Here is a 22,851-nt window from a genome sequence, read left to right on the forward strand (position 1 = left end):
CCTCCTCCTAGTAAACCGTTTCCTTGAAGATAAAGCCTGTATCTAATGGTCTAATGGCTGGCTGAATATCTTCAATTTTTGCTAATAAATCATCTTTTATCTCTTCATAGGCTTCTTCCGACTCATCAAAATACGTATCGATGGCTTTGCGATATGCCTCTGTTACAGTTACCACATAATCTAGTGATTGTAGTACGCCCTCAATTTTAAGGGCATCAATGCCACCTTCAAATAATTCGCCAAGCTCATCTATTATACACATATCATTTGGACTAAAAATATGTGTACCATTGACATCCTCATATATAGGATATTTATTATTTCGCTCATCGTCATGAAGGAACATGTTACGATTTTCAGTACGATTTTCAATAGCCATTACTTTATCTTGATATAAGAAATAATGACCAAGTAACGAGCGTTTTGATTGGAACATACATGTCATACCGTGGACTTGTACTTCAATTTCCATTTCGGTATTTTCTTTAATTTCTAATACTTCGTCAAGAGAAAGCTCACGCGCTAACACGGCACGAGTCGCACCACGTTTCCCCCAATAATTAGCTGTAAACCAGTTTGTAGCAGTCGTTTCTGGATTCCAATGTAATGGGATCGTTACGCCCTGCTCTCGACGAATAATTAATACCGCTGGATCACCGTAAATTAAACGATCCACACCAATACGTTGCATTTCTTTTAAATAGTCCGCAAGTGCCTCTATTTTTTCATTATGGAAAAGTGCATTGACTGCAACATAAACTTTTTTTCCTGCTGCGTGAATAAGCTTTGTTGCTTCTTCCACTTCATTAACAGAAAATTCTCCTGCTAGACGTAGACCAAATTGTTGTTCACCAATAATAAAAGCATCCGCTCCAGCTTCTAATAGTGCTTTTATATGTTCTAATGATTGTGGTGTCACAAGCAATTCTGGTTTTTTCATAGTAGTCACCTCTTCAAACATAGTAATAAACCATCACCGACTGGTAAAAAAGCACTTGTATAATCTGGGTGCTGCATTATCCATTCCGTGAAGTTTTTTAAATTGCGAATCATTGTACGCTTACGACGTGGAACATCCTTCAACTCTAAGTCAGACAAGCCATGCATGTACATATTATCGATATACAAAACCCCACCTGATTTCACTAAAGGGGCGTATTTTTCAAAAAAGCGTTGATATTGTCCTTTTGCAGCATCGATAAAAACTGCATCGAATGCAGTGTGGATGGCCTCATCGTCCACCTCTAAAGCGTCACCTTCAATGACCGTAATTCGATTTGATACGGTTGAACGTTCGATATAGGCTTTAGCCCTTGTTACACGCTCTTGATCACGTTCAATTGTAACAATATGGACCTGAGGCAATGCCTCTGCCATTCGAATAGCAGAATAACCAATTGCTGTACCTATCTCTAAAATTTTTGACGGATTTTGAATACGCAACAATTGATTTAATGCATCAATACCTGATAGTTGCATAATCGGTACATGATTGTCCTCCGCATACGCTTCCATTTCTAAAAGCAATTCGTTACGTGGCTGTATAAATGATTGTATATATGCATCTGATAATTCCATTGTTTCACCCTCATTTAAAAGGCAACGAGCACTTTGCCGTTGTCTGTACTTCATCATTTATCAACAAAAAGAAAAAGACCAAACGTGATGTCTTGGTACTTTGCCATACAAAAATGAGCAATTGTTTTAGATATGCTCAAACAATTGCCACCACGCATATTTGTCCCGCATAAATGAACGGATTGATCAAAAATCACACTTTATAATAGCATGAAAATAGAAGGAAAGCTATTTTTCTTTCCTTCTATCCATATGTTTGCTATATGCTTTTTGCTCTTCACATACGCTTACTCTACTTTTTGTAAATATTTTGCTATTTTCTGTAAATGCTCATCATATGTTTTCGAGAAGTGGTTTACACCCTCTTTATCTGCTAAGAAATAGAAATAATCTGTTTTACTTGGATTTAATGATGCCTCAATCGAAGTTTTTCCTGCACCTGCAATTGGACCTGGTGGTAAGCCTTTATTTTTGTAAGTATTGTAAGCATTATCAACTTCTAAATCTTCAAACAGGACACGATCTTTATGATCACCAAGTGCATATAAAACAGTTGGGTCTGTTTGTAGTGGCATACCTTCATTTATTCGATTATAGAAGACACTCGCGATTGTCTCTCGATCTGTTTGAGCAGTCGCTTCTTCTTCCAGTAATGACGAGAATGTTAATAGCTGATGTACTGACATTTGTTTTTCTGCTAAAACATCACTATAGTTCTTAACTACGTTATTCATAGCCGCTATCATCTCTTCTACAATCGCTTGTAAAGATGGTTTCTCTTCATAATAAGAGTAAGTAGCTGGATATAAATAACCCTCTAAATCATAACGAATGTTGTCAGCTAAAACAGCCTCCGTTACAAGCTCAGGATAATTTGCCATCATTTGCTGTACAAATGTGTCACTCGTCACAAGATCCATAAATTCTTTTTCTGTATATGGTGTTTTCTTTTCAATCACTTTACCAATTTGTTCAAGTGTTAAGCCTTCTGGAACCGTCATCGTAAAGACAGGCTTACGGTATACTTTCCCTGTTTTTAAGCTTTCAATGAGTTCATCAAATGTCATTGCTTGTGTTAAATCATAATTTCCTGCTTGGAATTGAGATTCATTTTTAAATTTTGCATAGTATTTAAAAACACGCGCATCTTTTATGACATCTTTTTTCTCTAGTAGCGTTGAAATGGAAGACAAACTAGAACCAATTGGTACTTCCACCGCAATTGCCTTCGTTGCATTAGGATCTAGTGGCTTTAATGCACCCTTTACATAATTGTATCCAAGTAAACCAACAACAGCTATGATTAGCACGAAAACAATTGCTATAATTGCAACAACTTTTCTCACGATTTTTACCTCAGATTTTCTTTCTTGCATTTTTGTAAACATTTCCTGTTTTTTAGAACCGTTATCCACGGGTTTCCCCCCTATCACTAATCAATATCATACTAGAAATCAACTTTCACGACAAACAGAAATCGACAATTCAGGAGAAATTGCATATGTAAAAAATCTGCCAACAACTTTCATTAGCAGATTTTTGAGCTTTAATTGAATTAATTCAAACTATAACGTGTTTAATACTTCTTCGACAAACTCCCACTCTTCTTCCGATTCAATCGGTAATAATTGTTCAATAGTACCATCATTACCCGCAATATATTGGGCAGCAAAAATATCTCGTTCGTCGATAGGCTCGTCTGTCGCTGGAACATATAAAACATAGGATTTACTAAATTGCTCAGATGAAAACGTATGAACTACCTCACAAACTTGATCTGTTCCATCTTCGTCTGTCACTGTAATAAGCTGTGGCTCTTCCTCAAATTCATCAAGAAGGGTTAACACCACCTCATTGATCATTTCCCATTCAGCGTCTGATTCAACAGGCTGTAAATTTGTCATCTCACCACTATTATCATCGTAATCGAATGTCATCGCCGAAAGATCCCCTGGGATTTCTTGACCATTTTCATCTACCATTGAAAATAGCACATAAGACTTGTCCTCTGCATCAAATGTAAAGACCACATGGCAATGTTGTTCCTTACCATCTTCTCCGATTATGATAAATTCTTGCGTTTCTTCATTCATTTGATTTCCTCCTTTTTGACAATTTGATGTCATTTTTTTATTTTCCTACTTTTTGTTGTGTGAGTTCTTCCAGTGGGTTCCCATAGTATTTGATCATTTTCATACCAAAATTATGAATGTTCCTCTCCTAAGAAGAAGATAGAGTCTCAAAAAAAAAGGAACAAGGACTGCAAGCCGCGATCCTTGTTCCAAGCTTTAAGTAAGAAGATTATTCTTCGGATTCATCCTCTAAAGCGTTTAAAACGTTCTCTACCATATCCCACTCTGCTTCAGTTTCGATTGGTGTTAATTCACCATCTTCACCATTTTCAGATGGTACGAATGAAGATACGAAAATTTCAACTGAGCCATCTTCATCTTCTTCTGCGCCTACCATTGAGTAAAATACGTATGATTTTCCAAACTCTGGAGATTCATGAACGTGAATCACTTCACAAAGCTGCTCGTTTCCGTTTTCGTCAATCACTGTAATGTGTTGAACGTGTAATTCTTCTTCATGGTTATGCTCGTGTGCCATGTATAGTCACCTCATCAATTAATTTTTGCTATCTAAGTAGCCTTGTAAAATCATCACAGCAGCCATTTTATCAATGACCTGCTTGCGTTTTTTGCGACTCACGTCCGCTTCGATCAGCATGCGTTCAGCAGCCATCGTTGTTAAACGCTCATCCCATAACTTAACCGGTAGTGAAAATGTTTCTTCCAATAACTTTTTATAGTTTTCAGAAGCTTCGCCACGCGGTCCCACCGTATTATTCATGTTTTTAGGGTACCCTACAACAAATTCTGTTATAGCATATTCCTTTACTAGCTCGGCGATGCGGTCAATGCCGAACTCACCGTTAGCTTCATCAATTTTTACGGTTTCAATACCTTGGGCAGTCCACCCTAGTGCATCACTGACAGCGACACCAACGGTTTTCGACCCAACGTCTAATCCCATAATTCTCATTTCTAGTCCTCGTTATTCTTTTTGATATAAAATTTAACAAGCTCCTCTAGAATTTCATCACGCTCAAGCTTGCGAATTAAATTACGAGCATCCTGATGGCGAGGAATATACGCCGGATCACCAGAAAGTAAGTAACCAACAATCTGATTGATAGGATTATATCCCTTTTCCTCTAATGAAGAATGTACTTTCAACATTACCTGCTTGACTTCCTGTTCCATTGATTCTTCTGGAAAATTAAATTTCATCGTTTGATCAAATGAACTCATGACCAGCACCTCGCTTTCAGAAATAAGGAGATGTGCAAACAAGCTCATCTCCAATTTCTCTTTATTATAACATGTTTTGGTGAATTAATTAAATGGATTTAACATAATCATACACAGAAAGTAGTGCTTCATCAAGTTTTGATGCATCTTTTGCACCTGCCATCGCCATGTCTGGACGACCGCCACCTTTACCACCACATGCTTCTGCAACCATTTTCACAATATTCCCCGCATGGTAATTGCCACCAACTAAATCTTTTGATACCCCTGCACATAACATGACTTTTTCGCCATCAACCGCTCCAAGAACAATAATCGCTTTTGGAATTTTTGCTTTTAGGTCATCCATCATTTGACGTAATTGATTATTATCCTTCGCTTCCACTTTTGTAGATAGAACCGTTACATCTCCAATTGTTTGTGCTGCATCAACAATTGCCCCTGCTTGAGCATTTGCAATTTTTTGTGATAATGCCTCATTTTCACGTTGTAATTCTTTATAGTCAGCTTGTAATGCCTGTACTTTTGTCACAATATCTTTAGAATTTGCTTTTAATAATGCCGCTGCATCATTTAATAAAGCTTCTTCTTCTTTTACTGCTTCATAAGCAACTTTCCCTGTAACAGCTTCGATACGGCGTGTACCTGCACCGATACCACCTTCTGAAACAATTTTGAAGAAACCAATTTCAGAAGAGCGTTTTACATGGATACCACCACATAGTTCAATAGAATAATCTCCGATTGAAACTACGCGTACAACATCGCCATATTTTTCACCGAATAATGCCATTGCACCCATTACTTTTGCTTCATCGATGCCTTTTTCTTCAATAACGACCTCTATATCATCCCACACTTTTTCATTTACAATACGTTCTATTTGTTGTAATTCTTCTTTTGTGACTTGACCAAAGTGCGAGAAGTCAAAACGTAAACGGTCAGGACCTACATATGAACCAGCTTGGTTAACGTGATCGCCTAGAACATCCTTTAATGCACGTTGCATAATATGTGTCGCTGTATGGTTTTTAATAATTAAATTGCGGTCATCACGATTAACAACTGCTTGCACAGCATCTTCGACATGCATTTCACCTGATTCAACTACTACAGTATGAAGCGGTTGCCCATTTGGTGCCTTTTGAACATCTTTAACTACAGCTGTAAAGCTATCATTTGAAATAGTACCACTATCAGCAATTTGACCACCCATTTCAGTGTAGAAAGGTGTTTTAGCTAGAATAACTAATGCTTCTTGCCCCTCAGAAGCTACTTTTGCTACTTGACCATTGACAATCATTGCAGCGATTTCAGTATCGGCTGTTAGCGTATCATAACCAACAAATTCACTTGCAACAGTTAAGTTTGCTAATACTTCATTTTGTACTTGCATGGAATCAACATCTTGACGAGCTGAACGTGCACGCTCACGTTGTTCTTCCATTGCAGTCTCGAAGCCTTCATGATCAACCTTCATGCCTACTTCTTCAGCATATTCCTCTGTTAATTCGATTGGGAAGCCATAAGTATCATATAAACGGAAGGCATCTGCACCAGGAATATAATCATGTCCTGCTTCTTTTTGTGATTCAACCACTTCATTAAAGATTGATAGACCACCATCTAATGTTTCATGGAAACGAATTTCTTCATTTTTAATAACACGTTGAATAAATTCACATTTTTCCGTTACTTCTGTATAAAAGTCTTCCATGATTTTGCCTACAGTTGGTACTAATTCAAACATAAATGGTTTTTCAATGCCGATTTGTTTTGCATAACGAACAGCACGACGTAATAAACGACGTAATACATAACCTCGACCTTCGTTTGAAGGAAGTGCACCATCACCAATAGCAAATGCTACTGTACGAATATGATCTGCAATGACTTTAAATGGTGTATTAATATCTTCTTCTGAGCCGAAGATTTCATTTAAGTTTACTTCACCTGGACGCTTGTATTTACGGTTGGCAAATTCCTCGATTTTTTCAATGATTGGCATAAATAAATCTGTATCAAAGTTTGTTGGTACATTTTGAACAACCGATACAATACGCTCTAACCCCATACCTGTATCAATATTTTGCTTTGGTAGTGGTGTATAGGTGCCATCAGGATTGTGGTTGAATTGAGAGAACACTAGGTTCCAAACTTCAAGATAACGTTCGTTCTCCCCACCTGGATACATTTCTGGATCATTTTCATCTGAGCCATATTCTACTCCACGATCATAAAAAATCTCTGAGTTTGGACCAGATGGACCTTCACCAATATCCCAGAAATTCCCTTCTAAACGAATTAGACGTTCTTCTGGAATACCAATTTCTTGATGCCAAACATCATATGCTTCTTGATCTTCAGGGTGAATAGTGATAGATAATAACGCTGGATCAAAGCCCATCCACTTTTTATCAGTCAAAAACTCCCAAGCATAATGGATAGCTTCTTTTTTAAAGTAGTCCCCAATAGAGAAGTTCCCTAACATTTCAAAGAAAGTATGGTGGCGAGCTGTTTTCCCTACATTCTCAATATCGTTGGTACGAATTGATTTTTGTGCATTTGTAATACGTGGATTGTCAGGAATAATACGACCATCGAAATATGGTTTAAGTGTTGCAACACCTGAGTTAATCCAAAGTAGTGATGGGTCATTTATTGGCACAAGTGGTGCTGATGGCTCGTGGTGATGCCCCTTTTCTTTAAAAAATTCCAAATACATACGGCGAATATCTACTGCTTTCATTGGATAAATTCCTCCTAATTTATATTGTAAAATCACGATACGAATCCTGCGATTTACATCCATTACACCATGCATTCTGTGGCGTTTGGGAATCACAATCACCACATGTAGAGGTGGACGTGGTCTACAAAAAGAAAATACAAAAAGCCCTCATCCCAAAAAAGGGACGAGGACTAGTCATTTGTCTCGCGGTACCACCCTAGTTGTAAGTAAAAGATCTTACTTACCTCTTTAGCACTTGTAACGTCAGTGAACGGCAGGGATTAGCTGCACTCTGGAGTAGCTTTCGGTATTTATTGTCGTGAGGATTTTTTCAGCCTAGAAATCCCTTTCTTATCCACGCACAAATACGTACTTTTTCCATCATCGTTTTTACTTTTTCTATCGAAAATTATAAAAAAAATATGTCCTGCTGTCAATTAGCACTAGTATTGCTAATCCTAACTAAGCAATCATTTTTTTGAAATATGCCCACATTCCCCAAGTAAAGAGGACTAAAAAGGCACTAATTGTGATCGTTGTGATTGGAGAATCTTGATAGGGTAAAGGTACATTCATGCCAAAAAAGCTAGTAATCACAGACAATGGCAACATGATCGTTGAAATGACCGTTAATAAATTCAGCTTTTCAATAGATTTACCACTAATAATTGAAAAATACGTGTCAAGCGTACTGTTGACTAAATCTCGATAAGTCTCGGTAGAATCGACAATTCTTTCTAAATGATCATTTAAATCTTTATAGAATGGGATATTTTCTTCTTGTATATCAAAATGCCACTGGCCATTCGTTGTTGAAAAAATTCTTCTTTGTGGCATGATGGCCTGACGAATTAAAATAATTGTTCGTTTTAGCGCAAGGAATTCTTCTGTAACCTCTTTAGGTTGAAAATCATAAATTTCTTCTTCCAATTCATCTACACGAGTTCGAATACGCTCTAGTACAGGAAAATACTCATCTGTAATTCCATCAATAATGGTGTGCAATAAAAAATCAGTGCCCTTCTCCATATATTTTGAACTATTGAAACAAACATTTTCCATATGACCAAGCCATTGCAATTTCCGTTTGTGAACAGTGACAATATAGTTTGGTCCCATAAAAATATTTAACTCAACCATTGTGATTTCATTGTTGCTTTTTTCATTGTAAATTGGTGCATGTAAAACAAAAAATTTATACTCACCATAACTATCCATTTTCGGGCGTGAGCCTTCATGTAAGCAATCTTCAACTGCTAATGGATGAAAGCCAAATATATCTGCTATATTATTTAATTCGTTATAACTATACGCATATAAATCCACCCATAATAAATCCTCACTACGAATGGGTAGTTGTAATTCATTCATAGTGATATTATGTTGGATTGTCTTGCTAATACTATCAAAATAGTCTATTTTAATCATTATACTTCACCTCGTGTTTTGTTATAGAAGGAAACAAAAGGTCAATCGTTATCACCTTTTGCCATCGTCGGTGATCAGAAATCGACGACGCTTTCTGCCTAAATATTGCTTATCCGGTTCAGGGCTACTATCCATTTCTCATCACCTTCCTTTCATAACAAAAACACGCCTTCTACGAATGAAGGCGTGTTGAATACACATATCAAAAAATAGCAATAAAAATTTTTTGCATACTTGTTACCTTCAGACGTTGAGTTTTAGCACTATGCGGCATAGGAATATGTCCAGCTACGTTAAAAAACACCTTATTTCGATGATTTCTGTTGACCCATTGGCGTCTCTCGACATTTTTGGGTAGTAGCGTTTCTCCAGCATAGGAGCCTCACCTAACGAAGGGATGTTATTTTTTTATTCTTACAAATCATATCGAATCGTATCACAACTGTCAAACTATAAATCAATCATTTTTCAAAAAGTCTTCTACTCTTTGCACGAAATGCTCCCGCTTATACGACTGATAGAGAAGACTTGATAGACGCACAGGATCACCAAAGAAAAAGCGTTCATACAGTGTTTGCCTTGTGCCAAAATTACTCATTGTTAGGTCCCAAGCTAAACGGAATTTTTTCACTCGCTCCTCGCCTTTGTCTTGGAATGATTGCAAGTAATGATTAAGATCGCCATCGTCTGCAGCAAATGCTCTGGCACTCGGAATGGACATTAAGCCGCTTGCACCAAGTTGCTGGATAATCTCTGTAAATGTAGGATAAACTTTCGGGAAGACTTGAATAGCCACTTGTAAAGTTGAAATGTCTGGGCGAATAAAGCCAAATATATCCTTCTTTGCATCTATTTCTGATTTTAACAGCAATGCTTTCATTGTTTCTAACGTCACAATCACATCTACCACTTTTTGTTGTACATGTTGATAGTCGCCAATATTAATTGTGTCCACAATCGACTGCACTACTCCTAGCACAAATTCGGTCTTCGCTATTTGGCGAGAAAGCACTTGATGCAAACTGTAAGCTTGGAAGCCACTGACATTCATAAATTGATTGGCCACTTCCACATTTTCGTAGTAAAAAATGCGTTCCCACGGGACAACTACATCATCAAAAACAACGATTGCATCCATTTCTTCAAAACGAGCACTTAACGGATAATCAAAAGTAGAGTCTCCACCTACAAAAGATTGCCGACATAAAAACTTTAAGCCTTTTGTGTTACTCGGTATCGAAAAGCCGAAACCTTTTCCTTCATCATAGCCATTTGTTGATAAAACGAGCAGTTCATCTGTTATGCCACCCTGTGTTGCTAGTAATCTTGCCCCTTTAATGACTAACCCTTCACTCTTTTTACCAACAATTTTGGCAGCGATTGTTACCTCTTCATCCTCATAGTAATAACGCTTGCGATTTACTTGTGGCTCGATAAAGGTATGTGTCATTGTAATATCATTCTCACGGGCGTACTCATAAAACTTCAGCAAATGTTCTGGAAAACAATTTGGCTTATCTTTTAAAAATTCTGACGCGGATGCTAAGGCCATTAATGTCGTATTCATGTAATCTGGGCTTCTCCCCATAAAACCATGGGAAGACAATGCCCATTCCCTTGCCGCATGGCGTCTTTTCACAAGATCTTCTGGAGTCATTACTTGAAGAAATGACATGCCGACTCTCTGTTTGCTAGTTGGCGATTCATAAGTCATTTTTTCAAGAAGTGCCCCTTGATGTTGTAAATCAAAAAGTTTCGCTTGACTCTGCATAATCCCTTTAAACGCAGGATGTTCTGATACCTTTCCTGTCACGACTTCCCCATCAATCGAAATATACGTTTTTAAAGCATCAATACGCTCAATGTACTGCTGCCCTGTCATTATTGGCATGCTGTCACCCCTATACATTTCCTATGTTTTTGTACTCATCTAGTATATGAAATGTCCAAATATTAGGTGACGAAATGGCGAATTAGAATAAACCGATTAGAACGACAGTCCAATCGGTTAAAACGCTTTAGTCATTCAAAAAATCATAAGGTGAGACATCATCCATACCAATCATTGGATGAACATAAGGAGCTGTTTCTACAGTTAGCTTTTGTTCAATGAATATCGGCTTGTTCATCACTTCATCCTCTAGCGAAACCGCCTCTACTTCAACAAGCTCTTCATTGTTTTCCATTGGATTGAGTCTTGCACGTAAAGAGGTGAAACGCTGAAGATCATCTGTACGCTGTAAGCCATCCGCAAGCACATCAGGTTCACCACACAAAATCAGGAAGTTTTTTGCTCGTGTAATCCCTGTGTATAAAAGATTGCGACGCAACATTTTTGAATACCCTCTGACAACAGGCATAATAACTGTTTGAAACTCAGAGCCCTGAGATTTATGGATGGAGCAACAATAGGCTAATGTCAATTGATTAAGATCACTACGTTGATAGGTCACTTCGATACCATCAAAGGAAACGATTAGTAAATCTTGTTTTTCTATCGTTTCTTTTGCCTTAATAATACTAATGACCTCTCCCATGTCACCATTAAAAACATTACTTTCAGGTTGATTGACTAACTGAAGCACTTTATCTTTTATTCGATAAGTTACATCACCAAAAACAAGTTCTTTTCTTGTGCCCGTATCATTCGGGTTAATAAGCCCTTGAATCATCTTATTTAAATTATCAATGCCGGCTGGTCCTTTATACATAGGTGCAAGCACTTGAATATTGCGAATTTCTTGGCCTTTTGCGACAGCACTTTTCACAACCTGTGTGACGACATTAGCGACTTGATCAGCTGAAGATTTTATAAACGAACGATCAGATGTTTTAGCTGTTAAATCATTTGGAATCGTTCCTTTTTTAATTTGATGGGCTAGTTCAATGATAGTTGAACCTTCTGCTTGTCGGTAAACATCTGTTAATTCAACAGTTGGAAGTTGCTTCGATGCCAATAAATCTTTTAACACCTGTCCTGGACCTACTGGTGGGAGCTGATCCTGATCGCCAACAAAGACAACCTGTACATCCTCATGTAAAGCTTTTAATAACTGATGAGCAAGCCATGTATCAACCATAGACATTTCATCAACAATAATCAGTTTACCTGTCACCTCACGCTCAGTCTCTTCCTCTTTTTCTTGCCCTGTAAAGCCAAGCAGACGATGAATGGTCATTGCAGGAAGCTCTGTTGATTCGGCTAATCGCTTGGCTGCACGCCCAGTTGGTGCACAAAGGATGATGGGGAAAGGTTCCTCTTTTTGTGCATATTCTTTTGGATTTAATGACAAGCCATGTAGCTTTGCATACACTTCAACGACTCCACGTACAACAGTCGTTTTCCCCGTACCAGGGCCACCAGTTAAAATCATAACAGCTGAATTTAAAGCCTGCTCAATGGCATTCGCTTGTGTCTCCGCATATGTGACATGAAGCAATTCCTCTGTTTCACCAACAGCTTTTCGAATTTCATCTTTACTAAAATGCTCAGCCTTGTTATTTCGTTCAATAAGTGACAATATTTTGGATGCAATGCCTACCTCAGAAAAATATAGTGATGGCATATATAGCCTTGTTTCTTCCCCACAAAGTTTGCCTTCTTCACGCAGTTCGATACATGCCTTAGAAATGTCCTCGAATGGTATGTCTTGATGTTGGCTTTGTTCAAGCATGTCCTTTACGAGTGGTAATACATGTTCCGCATCTAGATATACATGTCCATCAGATAAAGCGGCAGTATTTAAACTATGTAAAATCGCTGCTTTGACTCGATCAGGATGTTTGCCGGTAATACCTAATTTCGCACCTAGCTCGTCAGCTCGAAAGAAGCCTACCCCTTCAACATCTTCTATCAAACGGAATGGGTTTTCCGTTAGTAATTCAATGGCTTCCGTTCGATAGGTTTGATAAATTTTCATACCGAGCTGTGGACCAAAGCCCCACTCATTCAGTTGAATCATGACTCGCTCTAAACCTAAATTTTGCTCGATGGTACGATGAATGACTTCTTTTTTTTCAGCGGATAAACGTGGAACAGCGTCCAGTGCACTCGGATCTTCTAAAATAAGACGGAGTGCATTAGCACCTAGTTTTTCAACGATGGTTTCAGCCGTTTTTTTTCCGATTCCTACGAATAAGTCACTAGATAAGTAATGAATAATTCCTTGCTCAGTTGCAGGTACCTCTTTCGTAAATGTTTCAATTTGAAATTGAGCACCATATTTAGGATGCTGTTTTAAAATACCTGTAAAACGATATTGTTCATCCATTTGTAATGGTGGAAAATAACCAACAACGATAATTTCTTTATCTTCATATTGTAAGTTCGTCTCTTGAATTTTCACACGAACAATCGAATACATATTTTGTGCATTATGAAAGATGGAGACGATTGGACGTCCGAGTATAAAAAACTTATTGAGTTCAAATAAATCTAGACTATCTGTCATGTTCGGTCCGTCCTTTCTTATTGTTTTCAATCTTTTTATTTTACCATAGCCTTATGAAAATATCGTTGACAAAAATGTTTTCCCTTCTTTAATTACGAACTATTTCAATAATTGATAATTCTCTGCTTTAATCATTCGTTCCATGCTATGATAAATAAGAATAAGTTGCACGGAAGGATTGTGAAGTTATTGGAATTTAGACCCTGCATCGATTTACACGATGGCAAAGTAAAACAAATTGTAGGAAGTACTTTAGGGTACACGAATCAAGCAGTCGTTGAAAATTTTATTTCTCATCATGACGCTAGCTACTATGCACAAATGTTTGCGAACGATCACTTAACAGGTGGACACGTCATCATGCTTGGTCCAGGAAATGAAGAAGCCGCCTTAGCAGCTTTAGCAGCCTATCCTCGAGGTTTACAAATTGGTGGTGGCATCACTGCTGATAATGCACAAAGATATATTGATGCAGGCGCTTCGCATGTCATTGTCACATCCTATATTTTTCATGATGGTCAGCTAGATTTATCACGTTTAGAACATTTAAACCAATTAATTGGCAAGAAACATCTTGTCATAGATCTCAGCTGCAAGATGCGTGATGGAAAGTGGTTTGTTGTGACAGATAAATGGACCAAATTTAGTAATTTCGAAGTCAATGCGAAATCCATTGCCTATATTGAACATTTTTGTGATGAACTTTTAATTCATGCAGTTGATGTAGAAGGAAAAAAAGGTGGCATGCAGGAAAGTTTGGTAAGAGATTTAGCTACCTGGACTTCAATACCAACCACCTATGCAGGTGGCGTTCGTTCAATTGATGATTTAAAAAAATTTAACGAACTATCCAACGGAAAACTTCATGTAACCATAGGGAGTGCGCTCTCTATTTTTGGTGGAGATTTACCTTATACTAATGTAGTAAAATATTGTGAAAAAGGCGGGATCATGTGAAACTAATTTATAAAGATTATGTTTTTCCTTTCCAAGAAACAAATTTAGAGCGCATTATTGATGGTAAATATTTCAAAGTCAACAAAAAAGATCATTCTCTTGCGATCCACGTACAACTTGACAACGAACAAATGTTACTCGAGTTTTCAAAATCATTAAAAGCAACTTGTGGCCTCCTTCGTGATCAAGAAACAGAGCCTTATATCGGGACATATATTGATTTACAAGTTTTTGTGGATGAGTTTAATAAGCGTTATAACTTAAATGCTGAAATTATTAGTTAAAAAAAGGGGGCAGCTAGTTCCCCTTTGTTTGACTCCTCACTTCTTTTCCTCTAATCAATTCTAGTATTTCCGAAACCTTTTATTAGTAATGTGAGTTCTATATTATATAGCGTAAGGTGTAGGAGGCTCACATGGCTAAACTTCAAAACATTGGTGAAAGTTAACTGAAATATGTAACAGGATTCATTATCTTCCTATTAGGTTGCCTCACATTTATTTTGTAGATAGATAGGTGACCACCCTAAAGTGAAATATAGTATCTTAATCGTATTAACAGCGTTTGTAGTCGCACCTTGGATTTTTATCGATTAATTCGCTCCTGTACTATATGTAGAGCAAATTATCAATTTGCTTATTTTTAGGTATCGTAATCCTCCTATTTATAAACTATTCATTCTTTATCAGAAGGCTAGGAAAATATTAGCTGTCTCATTGTAATAGAAAATACAAATCGAACAAAGCACGAAGAAAGGATTTACAAAATATGACAACAGAACTAGAAGTAAACTCTCTAAAATCATTTCAAACTGATTTAACACGGTTCTTTTTAGCCTATAAATTTGCTCTACAAGAAGTGGAGACGAAAATTAATATTTTACAAGAAGAATTTAAGCTTATTCATGAGTATAATCCAATAGAGCATATTTCCACACGTGTAAAATCGCCGAAAAGTATTTTAGCTAAGATGATGAAAAAAGAGCTTCTCCCATCAATGGAAGACGTTCGTGAAAACATTCGTGATATAGCAGGGGCCCGTATTACTTGCTCTTTTGTGGAAGATATTTATAAAGTAAGCGCCATGCTACAGGCACAGCATGACATTGAGGTTGTAGAGGTTAAAGATTATATTGCCCATCCTAAAGAAAACGGTTACCAAAGCTTACACCTCATTATAAAAATCCCTATTTTCATGTCAGATCATATGGAAAAGGTTTATACAGAGATTCAAATCCGTACAATAGCTATGGATTTCTGGGCAAGCTTGGAACATAAAATTTATTATAAGTACAACAAAGCCGTACCCGAACATATTCGTGTTGAATTAAAAGAAGCCGCGCTACAAGCAGCTGAGTTAGATCGAAAAATGGAGCGTCTAAATAAAGAAATCAATATTTTAAAAGAAAATGAAACCGAGCCTTCATTGCTGGATAATACACCTATCTCGTTACTAGCTAAATACTTAACAGCATTACCTATCAATGAAAAATAATGTTAAAAAATCCACATAGCTTCCTGCGAAAAAAGCAAAGGACCTTAAGCGTCCATTGTGCCTTCTCACAGAAAGTGAAGTGGATTTTTGCTGTTTAAACCTTTTTAACTTATTGTGCCTTCTCTTTGGCTTTCGTTGCTATAAAGAAGGAGAGAATAAGAGCACAAATTGATAAAACAAAGGTAGCTACATAGACATAGCTAACACCATTAGCAATGATTTCCTTTAAAAAGCTTACTTCTTTTATACTAAAGCCATCTTTTGCAAATTCACCGTTTAATTGAATTTCACCTTTTCCTAATGAAGCCATTTTTTCACTCGTTGCAAGGTTAAAAATCATGCCAAATAGTGCAGCACCAACCGCTTGACTAAATGTATTAGTAAAAGAGTTCAGACCGATTGAAATACCAAGTTGCTTCGGATCTGCCACCCTTTGAATGGAAATCATCAACATAGGCATGATTAAGCCCATTCCTAGTCCGATTAATGATGAACCGAAATACGCGCTGAAATCGCTAGAATCTGAAGATAGTCTTGCAAGCAATAGTGTACCAGTAATCAGTAAAATCGTCCCCATTTGGATAATTCTTTTATTCGTTAAACGCCCAATTAAGTAACCTGCCATAATGGAGTTCACTGTCCAGAAAATAGACATTGGTGTTAATAATAGGCCTGCTTGTGTGGCATTTTTACCAAGAACACTTTGTGCAAATATCGGAATATAAACCGACACACCAATTACAATAGACATCGCACTTAATGTTAATGCATTAATGACCATTAGACGACCATTTTTAAATAGTGTTAATGGAATAATTGGCTCTTCTGCTCGTAACTCAACCCAGATAAAAATACTTAAAAATACAACTGCAACACCATACATTAGTAGCGACTGACTCGATAACCAAGCCTGTGTTTTACTGTTTTCGATAATGACATATAACAATGCCACCATTCCAATCGTAAATAACCCAGCACCTAGGTAATCAATTTTACGCTTCACTGCTTCTACCTGTTCTTTATAATGTTTAGCAATTAAATAAATAGAAGCTAAGCCAAATGGTACATTAATGAAAAAGATAAAGTGCCATGACACTTGGTCAACAATAAATCCTCCAAATAACGGTCCAATTACGCCAGACACGCCCCATACCATACTTAAATAGCTTTGTCCTTTAGCACGTGCTTTTTCGGTCTTAAACAGTTCACCAACCATCGTTAATGTAATTGGTAAAATCGAACCTGCGCCAATACCTTGGATCGCACGAAAGACAATTAATTGTTCCATCGATTGTGCTAAACCACATAACATAGAACCTAATAAAAAAATAATAATACCTGTAATAATCATCCGTTTGCGCCCAAATATATCGGCTAACTTCCCAAAAATAATCGCAGCAATGGCAGAAGCTAGTAAATAAGCAGAATAAATCCAGCTTATTAAGTCTACACCTAATAAATCAGCTGTAATACTTGGAATAGCAGTACTAACAATCGTTCCTTCAATTGCAGCAAGTGCTGTTACAAGTAAGAGTGCAATAAAAACTTTATTCATCTTGTCACCTTTTCCTTTCCTGCATGACATACATTACCAAGTTTGAACTGAAAATAAAAAAGGAAAGGATTAATTTATGGAAATTAACAAACTATACTAATAGATTGACTTGCGATCTATTGTATTTCTGTTCCCTTTCAATAAAAAAAACAGCAAGTTCGCAAATTGGCACTTGCTGCTGCTTTTCATCTATCAGTTAAATCGTTGGGCTATCATATCGTAAATATAACGCGCTTGATCATATTCAGGCTGTAATGTAAAGGCTTGTTTTAAATGATACATCGCATCTTCTGTTTGTTCTGTGGATACGGCATACAATACACCTAAATTATAGTGGGCATCTGCATTATTCCAATCCTGCTCGATTAAGTGATCCAGTTCCTTTTTCCCTTCCTCAAACATTTCTAGCGCACAAAGCACGATTGCGTAGGCCAAACGAATCTGAGTATCCTCGGGAGCAAGTTCTACGGCACGCTGGAAATAGGGCAACGCTAACTTTGGATTTTCCATACGTTCAAAGCATTTCCCCATCATATAATAGACATCGGCACCTTCAATTTGATGTTTTAGTGCTAGTTCATACAGCTTCACCGCTTCAGCATAGCGTTCCGCATTGTAATAAAGATTTGCTAAACCGTAATAAGCTGTAGCCGTTGTTTCATCCACAGTGATGGCCTTTTGGAAAAAACGCTCTGCACGTTCTGTATCCTCTAACACGGCTAATAAATTGCCAAAGTTTACATACCCAATGGCATTTTCAGGCTCTGCTTCTATTGCCTTTGTAAATAGTTGGGCAGCCTCTTCATAACGCTTTTCTTGAAACGCTTGAATACCCTGTTCATTATAATTCATTATTTTTCACCTCTATGTAGCGAAAGACTACTTTTGTGAAGCCAAGAGGCCGTAAAAAGCAGTCTTAACGCAAGTTATCCAACATATGTTAGTTTTTCATTACTTTTAAAGACTTCATCAATTGTTCCGCCACCTAGACATTCTTCTCCATTATAGAGAACCACAGCTTGTCCTGGTGTAATAGCACGAACAGGCTCTGTAAATGTTATATGAGCACGACCATCTGGTAAAATTTCAACTTCTACTGGTGTATCTGTTTGACGATAGCGGAATTTCGCTGTACAAGAAAATTTCCCAGGCAATTTTTTTGTCGAAGTATAGTTCATCTTAACAGCAGTCAATGACGTAGAGTATGAATAATCATTATCAAATCCTTGCCCAACAAGTAGCACATTACGCTCTAAATCTTTTCCTAGTACAAACCATGGCTCACCGTCTCCTCCAATGCCAAGACCGTGTCGTTGCCCAAGTGTATAGTACATTAAACCATCATGCTGTCCCATGACAACACCATCCATTGTCTCCATTTTACCAGGTTGAGCTGGTAAAAATTGACTTAAAAACCCTTTGAAATTACGTTCTCCAATAAAACAAATACCTGTCGAATCCTTTTTCTTAGCAGTTGCAAGTCCAGCTTCCTCAGCAATTTTACGTACTTCTTTTTTCTCAATATCGCCAATTGGGAACATTACATGTGCTAATTGCTCTTGTGATAGTTGGTTTAAAAAATACGTTTGATCCTTGTTTTCGTCTACACCGCGTAACATTTTCACTTCACCATCACCACTGCGATCAATACGTGCATAGTGACCTGTCGCTAAGTAATCAGCACCAAGGTTCATGGCATGCTCTAAAAATGCTTTGAATTTAATTTCCTTATTGCACATAACATCAGGGTTTGGTGTACGTCCTGCTTTATATTCTTCTAAAAAGTATGTGAAAACTTTATCCCAATATTGCTTCTCAAAATTAACAGCGTAGTAGGGGATACCAATTTGATTACATACTTTAATCACATCATCATAATCTTCTGTTGCTGTACAAACACCGTTTTCGTCAGTATCATCCCAGTTTTTCATAAAGATTCCGATTACTTCATAACCTTGTTGTTTTAACAAGTATGCAGCCACCGACGAATCTACCCCACCTGACATGCCGACAACTACGCGAATTTGTGAGGGGTCACGTGTTTCTTTCATAGTGGTCACCTTTTCTTTTATCTAATTCCAGTTGATGTTTCAAAAAGTTGTGAAACATAACAGTATTTTTCGCAAATTATTTTTTTGCTAGTTTTTGCACAATTTGAGCCGTTTTTTCCGCTGCGTCTCGTATATCTTTTTCCGTTAAATCCTGACCAAAGCTAAATCGAATGGAGTTTCGTAATTCTTCTGCGCCTTGTCCGAACATCGCTACTAACACATGTGATGGATCAATCGACCCAGCCGTACATGCTGAACCACTTGATACACAAATCCCTGCCATATCAAGATTTACTAAAAATGATTCTACTTCCATGCCCTCAAAGCTAATATTTAATACATGAGGCAATGAATGTTCCTCATCACCATTAACATGGAACGCCAACGTTTCCTGTGAAAAAACATCTAGCATTATTTGCTTAAAGTGATTGTATAGTGAACGCTTTTCTTCACGCAACTCATTTGCAACTTGCACAGCAGTTGCAAAACCGATAATGGCAGGTATATTTTCAGTACCGGCACGACGTTTTTTCTCTTGTGCGCCACCTAGAGCGTAGCTAGCTAAAGGTGTTCCCGTCTTTTGGTAAAGGTACCCAATCCCTTTAGGACCATTAATTTTATGAGCAGAAACACTCAATAAATCAACTTGTAATTGGTTTACATCTATTTTCTCTAAGCCATAAGCTTGAACCGCATCTGTATGGAAAGTGGCACTATGTTCACGTAATAATTTACCAATTTCAGCAATCGGCTGAATTGTACCAACTTCATTATTACCGAACATAATTGTCACTAAAATCGTATCTTTGCGCAGGGCTTTTTGAACATCCTCAGGTGCTACACGTCCCTTGTCATCAACTGGTAAATAGGTCACCTCAAAGCCATCACGTTCAAGTTTTTCACAAGTATGTAACACCGCATGATGTTCGACTTGAGTTGTAATGATGTGTTTTCCTTCTTTAGCACGGGCATAGACAGTTCCTAAAATGGCCGTATTATCGGCTTCTGTACCACCACTTGTGAAAATGATTTCCCCTGCTTTAGCACCGATAGATTTAGCTAATATATCACGAGCGTCGTCTAAATATTTACGTGCGTCTCGACCTGCTCCATGAATACTTGAAGCGTTGCCAAACACCTGATGCATAGCAGTCGTCATCGCTTCTATTACTTGGCCATTCATTGGTGATGTGGCCGCATGATCGAGATAGATATATGAATTCATGTTGAAAACTCCTTTTTGATAAAAAGCGCAAAACCCACATCACTCATCTTATTTCACAACTTTTCAAAAGAATGATGCTGATGTGGGAGCAGTGCTTTAGCGTGAACATTTTAAATATAGAACATATAGCCTTCCGCTACATTTTCTTCTGTATATTGTGCTAAATCTTCAATTGTCGTTGTATCTAACACATTTTTTACAGCATCGCGAATGCGTAACCATAACTCACGTTGTGGTGCTTCCTCATTTTCAATACCCTCAACTGGTTGAATTGGTCCCTCTAGGACACTAATAACATGAGCTGCAGAAATTTCGCTAGGTGGATTCGCTAACATATAACCACCATAAGCACCACGTACACTTTTTACTAAGCCTGAATTACGAAGCGGAGAAACTAATTGCTCTAAATAGGCTTCAGAAAGCTCCTTTTCAGCAGCGATCTTACGCAAAGGAATAGGTCCTTCGCCATAATGCTTTGCTAATTCAATCATAATTGTAAGCCCGTAACGGCCTTTTGTTGAAATTTTCATTTTATCACCCTCAATTAGTCTAGTCAAAATACTACCAACAGTATATCATAATCTCCTCTTGATGAACTCGGAAATACACCTAGAAGGATATGATATACTAATAAATGCGATTCAAAGTCGTTCAGACATCTACATCAGCGCTATATTTTAGCGCCAGAACTTGGACGAATCAAATATGATAACGAATGAAAGGGGGAATTATTTTGCACAATGAACCACTTGCTTTTCGAATGCGCCCTTTAACTCTTGATGAAATTGTTGGTCATCAGGATTTCATCGGTCCGAACACGGCCCTTTATAAAATGATTCAAAATGGGCATGTGCCGTCCATGTTGCTATATGGAGAACCCGGAATCGGCAAAACATCTATTGCCAATGCAATTGCAGGAAGCTCCAACCTCCCTTTCTTTGCACTCAATGCGACACGAGCCGGTAAAAAGGATGTTGAAGATATTGTACAAGAAGCCCGAATATCAGGAAAAGTATTACTTTTTTTGGATGAGATTCATCGTTTCAATAAATTACAGCAGGATGCTTTGTTACCACATGTTGAAAATGGCTCTATTGTATTAATTGGTGCAACAACAGAAAACCCTTACCATGACGTCAATCCTGCTATTCGTTCACGCTGTGGCGAAATTTATCAACTAAAAAGACTAACTAAAGAAAATTTAATCGAGCTTATTGAAAAAGCACTAGCTGATGAAAAACGTGGACTAGGTAAATATCATTTTGCATTAACAAAATCTCAAGTTGAACAAATCGCAGGAGCAGCGAACGGTGATGCGCGAAAGGCATTGACTTTGCTAGAGTCCATCTATTATGCAAGTGATGAGGTTGATGGGCAAACGATTGCAGAGGATCATATCATCGAGCATCTCATTAGCCGAATCGGTGTTTATGGGGATAAGAAAGGCTCCCATTTTTATAATTTACTTTCTGCCTTGCAAAAATCTGTACGTGGCAGTGATACCAATGCTGCATTGTATTACTTAGCGCATTTATTGGAAACAGGCGACTTAGTAGCTGTCAGCAGACGACTACTTGTTATGGCCTATGAAGATATCGGCCTTGCCAATCCCGATGTAGGCCCACATATGTTGGCCGCAGTACAAGCAGCAGAACGTCTAGGATTACCAGAAGCACGTATTCCACTCGCAAGTGCCGTCATTGAGATGTGTCTAACCTCCAAATCCAATTCTGCCATTGCTGCAATTGACGCCGCCATCGCGGCTATTCATGAAGGGAAAACAGGCGATATTCCAAATCATTTAAAAGATGCTCATTACGAGGGCGCGAAAGAGCTAGGACATGTCGGCTATCAATATCCACATAATACGCCAATTGGTACTTTTGGTGGTTGGGTAGATCAGCAATATTTGCCAAGCGAACTTGTCGGAACAGAATTTTATAAACCTGTTATTGCTGGTGATGAAAAGCGAATGGCTGGAATCTACGAAAAGCTTAAATCTTTTCATCAACATAAAAAGTAATAACCAAAAGTAAAGTCACTCTTCAAGTATTAAAAGTGACTTTA

20 protein-coding genes, 1 riboswitch and 1 other annotated feature are annotated in these 22,851 nt (G+C 37.7%); of the genes, 4 read left to right on the top strand and 16 right to left on the bottom strand.

Translation table 11 applies throughout. The features are described from left to right. Positions 1–7: 7 nt before the first annotated feature. From GJU32_RS09485 to recD2, 11 genes are all read right to left on the bottom strand, one after another. Complete coding sequence (locus GJU32_RS09485) at positions 8–940, bottom strand: peptidase U32 family protein (RefSeq protein WP_155591701.1); 933 nt, start codon at positions 938–940, stop codon at positions 8–10. A gap of 5 nt (positions 941–945) precedes the next feature. Continuing rightward, a complete protein-coding gene (locus tag GJU32_RS09490; RefSeq protein WP_155591702.1) occupies positions 946–1,578 on the bottom strand; it encodes an O-methyltransferase in 633 nt (210 codons plus the stop codon). A 287-nt stretch (positions 1,579–1,865) separates the two neighbouring features. After that, positions 1,866–2,993 (bottom strand): endolytic transglycosylase MltG, encoded by a 1,128-nt coding sequence (gene mltG / locus GJU32_RS09495; protein ID WP_155591703.1) that lies wholly within the window; start codon positions 2,991–2,993, stop codon positions 1,866–1,868. A 150-nt stretch (positions 2,994–3,143) separates the two neighbouring features. Beyond that, positions 3,144–3,671 (bottom strand): DUF1292 domain-containing protein, encoded by a 528-nt coding sequence (locus GJU32_RS09500; RefSeq protein WP_155591704.1) that lies wholly within the window; start codon positions 3,669–3,671, stop codon positions 3,144–3,146. A gap of 208 nt (positions 3,672–3,879) precedes the next feature. Continuing rightward, the gene (locus tag GJU32_RS09505) at positions 3,880–4,188 is read right to left on the bottom strand and encodes a DUF1292 domain-containing protein (RefSeq protein WP_155591705.1); all 309 of its coding nucleotides are present in this window, start codon (positions 4,186–4,188) and stop codon (positions 3,880–3,882) included. 18 nt (positions 4,189–4,206) lie between these two features. Then, positions 4,207–4,623, bottom strand: coding sequence for a Holliday junction resolvase RuvX (gene ruvX, locus GJU32_RS09510; protein WP_142508949.1), 417 nt, complete (start codon positions 4,621–4,623; stop codon positions 4,207–4,209). A 2-nt stretch (positions 4,624–4,625) separates the two neighbouring features. Continuing rightward, positions 4,626–4,892, bottom strand: coding sequence for an IreB family regulatory phosphoprotein (locus GJU32_RS09515; protein WP_004226839.1), 267 nt, complete (start codon positions 4,890–4,892; stop codon positions 4,626–4,628). Positions 4,893–4,980: 88 nt separating this feature from the next. Further along, a complete protein-coding gene (alaS, locus tag GJU32_RS09520) occupies positions 4,981–7,641 on the bottom strand; it encodes an alanine--tRNA ligase (protein ID WP_155591706.1) in 2,661 nt (886 codons plus the stop codon). A 159-nt stretch (positions 7,642–7,800) separates the two neighbouring features. Continuing rightward, positions 7,801–8,017: a binding site (T-box leader), on the bottom strand. A 68-nt stretch (positions 8,018–8,085) separates the two neighbouring features. Further along, positions 8,086–9,051 (bottom strand): magnesium transporter CorA family protein, encoded by a 966-nt coding sequence (locus tag GJU32_RS09525; protein WP_155591707.1) that lies wholly within the window; start codon positions 9,049–9,051, stop codon positions 8,086–8,088. 235 nt (positions 9,052–9,286) lie between these two features. Further along, a riboswitch (M-box (ykoK) riboswitch) is annotated at positions 9,287–9,452 on the bottom strand. A 56-nt stretch (positions 9,453–9,508) separates the two neighbouring features. After that, complete coding sequence (gene hpaB, locus GJU32_RS09530) at positions 9,509–10,942, bottom strand: 4-hydroxyphenylacetate 3-monooxygenase, oxygenase component (RefSeq protein ID WP_155591708.1); 1,434 nt, start codon at positions 10,940–10,942, stop codon at positions 9,509–9,511. 127 nt (positions 10,943–11,069) lie between these two features. After that, positions 11,070–13,502 (bottom strand): SF1B family DNA helicase RecD2, encoded by a 2,433-nt coding sequence (recD2, locus tag GJU32_RS09535; protein ID WP_155591709.1) that lies wholly within the window; start codon positions 13,500–13,502, stop codon positions 11,070–11,072. Positions 13,503–13,691: 189 nt separating this feature from the next. Here recD2 and hisA point away from each other — a divergent pair, with 189 nt between their 5' ends. The 3 genes from hisA (at position 13,692) to GJU32_RS09550 (ending at position 15,953) form a co-directional block, all read left to right on the top strand. Then, positions 13,692–14,459: a phosphoribosylformimino-5-aminoimidazole carboxamide ribotide isomerase gene (gene hisA / locus GJU32_RS09540; protein ID WP_155591710.1), complete on the top strand. Its 768-nt coding sequence runs from the start codon at positions 13,692–13,694 to the stop codon at positions 14,457–14,459. Beyond that, complete coding sequence (locus GJU32_RS09545) at positions 14,456–14,743, top strand: hypothetical protein (protein WP_155591711.1); 288 nt, start codon at positions 14,456–14,458, stop codon at positions 14,741–14,743. The genes hisA and GJU32_RS09545 overlap by 4 nt, the downstream gene beginning before the upstream one ends. A gap of 484 nt (positions 14,744–15,227) precedes the next feature. Continuing rightward, positions 15,228–15,953 carry a GTP pyrophosphokinase gene (locus tag GJU32_RS09550; RefSeq protein WP_155591712.1) on the top strand — a complete coding sequence of 242 codons (726 nt, stop codon included), beginning with the start codon at positions 15,228–15,230 and terminating at the stop codon, positions 15,951–15,953. Between the two features lie 109 nt (positions 15,954–16,062). Here GJU32_RS09550 and GJU32_RS09555 read toward each other — a convergent pair whose 3' ends face one another. From GJU32_RS09555 to cymR, 5 genes are all read right to left on the bottom strand, one after another. Then, the gene (locus GJU32_RS09555; RefSeq protein WP_155591713.1) at positions 16,063–17,508 is read right to left on the bottom strand and encodes a DHA2 family efflux MFS transporter permease subunit; all 1,446 of its coding nucleotides are present in this window, start codon (positions 17,506–17,508) and stop codon (positions 16,063–16,065) included. A 192-nt stretch (positions 17,509–17,700) separates the two neighbouring features. Further along, positions 17,701–18,360 (bottom strand): tetratricopeptide repeat protein, encoded by a 660-nt coding sequence (locus GJU32_RS09560; protein WP_155591714.1) that lies wholly within the window; start codon positions 18,358–18,360, stop codon positions 17,701–17,703. A 74-nt stretch (positions 18,361–18,434) separates the two neighbouring features. Continuing rightward, positions 18,435–19,559: a tRNA 2-thiouridine(34) synthase MnmA gene (gene mnmA / locus GJU32_RS09565; protein WP_155591715.1), complete on the bottom strand. Its 1,125-nt coding sequence runs from the start codon at positions 19,557–19,559 to the stop codon at positions 18,435–18,437. 76 nt (positions 19,560–19,635) lie between these two features. Then, entirely contained in the window at positions 19,636–20,784 is a 1,149-nt protein-coding gene (locus GJU32_RS09570; RefSeq protein WP_155591716.1) for a cysteine desulfurase family protein, read from the bottom strand. Positions 20,785–20,894: 110 nt separating this feature from the next. Beyond that, entirely contained in the window at positions 20,895–21,314 is a 420-nt protein-coding gene (gene cymR / locus GJU32_RS09575) for a cysteine metabolism transcriptional regulator CymR (protein ID WP_008181126.1), read from the bottom strand. 203 nt (positions 21,315–21,517) lie between these two features. On the opposite strand from cymR, the gene GJU32_RS09580 reads away from it, so the two are divergent. Then, the gene (locus GJU32_RS09580) at positions 21,518–22,807 is read left to right on the top strand and encodes a replication-associated recombination protein A (RefSeq protein ID WP_155591717.1); all 1,290 of its coding nucleotides are present in this window, start codon (positions 21,518–21,520) and stop codon (positions 22,805–22,807) included. The last annotated feature ends 44 nt before the right edge of the window (positions 22,808–22,851 follow it).

It is taken from the genome of Lysinibacillus cavernae, assembly GCF_009724685.1.
GTDB classification, from domain to species: Bacteria; Bacillota; Bacilli; order Bacillales_A; family Planococcaceae; genus Lysinibacillus; species Lysinibacillus cavernae.

Bases quoted from the DNA above. Each gene is read 5' to 3' on its own strand.
- GJU32_RS09485 (WP_155591701.1), bottom strand. From the start codon at position 940: ATGAAAAAACCAGAATTGCTTGTGACACCACAATCATTAGAACATATA.
- GJU32_RS09490 (WP_155591702.1), bottom strand. From the start codon at position 1,578: ATGGAATTATCAGATGCATATATACAATCATTTATACAGCCACGTAAC.
- GJU32_RS09500 (WP_155591704.1), bottom strand. From the start codon at position 3,671: ATGAATGAAGAAACGCAAGAATTTATCATAATCGGAGAAGATGGTAAG.
- GJU32_RS09505 (WP_155591705.1), bottom strand. From the start codon at position 4,188: ATGGCACACGAGCATAACCATGAAGAAGAATTACACGTTCAACACATT.
- ruvX (WP_142508949.1), bottom strand. From the start codon at position 4,623: ATGAGAATTATGGGATTAGACGTTGGGTCGAAAACCGTTGGTGTCGCT.
- GJU32_RS09515 (WP_004226839.1), bottom strand. From the start codon at position 4,892: ATGAGTTCATTTGATCAAACGATGAAATTTAATTTTCCAGAAGAATCA.
- alaS (WP_155591706.1), bottom strand. From the start codon at position 7,641: ATGAAAGCAGTAGATATTCGCCGTATGTATTTGGAATTTTTTAAAGAA.
- GJU32_RS09525 (WP_155591707.1), bottom strand. From the start codon at position 9,051: ATGATTAAAATAGACTATTTTGATAGTATTAGCAAGACAATCCAACAT.
- hpaB (WP_155591708.1), bottom strand. From the start codon at position 10,942: ATGCCAATAATGACAGGGCAGCAGTACATTGAGCGTATTGATGCTTTA.
- recD2 (WP_155591709.1), bottom strand. From the start codon at position 13,502: ATGACAGATAGTCTAGATTTATTTGAACTCAATAAGTTTTTTATACTC.
- GJU32_RS09550 (WP_155591712.1), top strand. From the start codon at position 15,228: ATGACAACAGAACTAGAAGTAAACTCTCTAAAATCATTTCAAACTGAT.
- GJU32_RS09555 (WP_155591713.1), bottom strand. From the start codon at position 17,508: ATGAATAAAGTTTTTATTGCACTCTTACTTGTAACAGCACTTGCTGCA.
- GJU32_RS09560 (WP_155591714.1), bottom strand. From the start codon at position 18,360: ATGAATTATAATGAACAGGGTATTCAAGCGTTTCAAGAAAAGCGTTAT.
- mnmA (WP_155591715.1), bottom strand. From the start codon at position 19,559: ATGAAAGAAACACGTGACCCCTCACAAATTCGCGTAGTTGTCGGCATG.
- GJU32_RS09570 (WP_155591716.1), bottom strand. From the start codon at position 20,784: ATGAATTCATATATCTATCTCGATCATGCGGCCACATCACCAATGAAT.
- cymR (WP_008181126.1), bottom strand. From the start codon at position 21,314: ATGAAAATTTCAACAAAAGGCCGTTACGGGCTTACAATTATGATTGAA.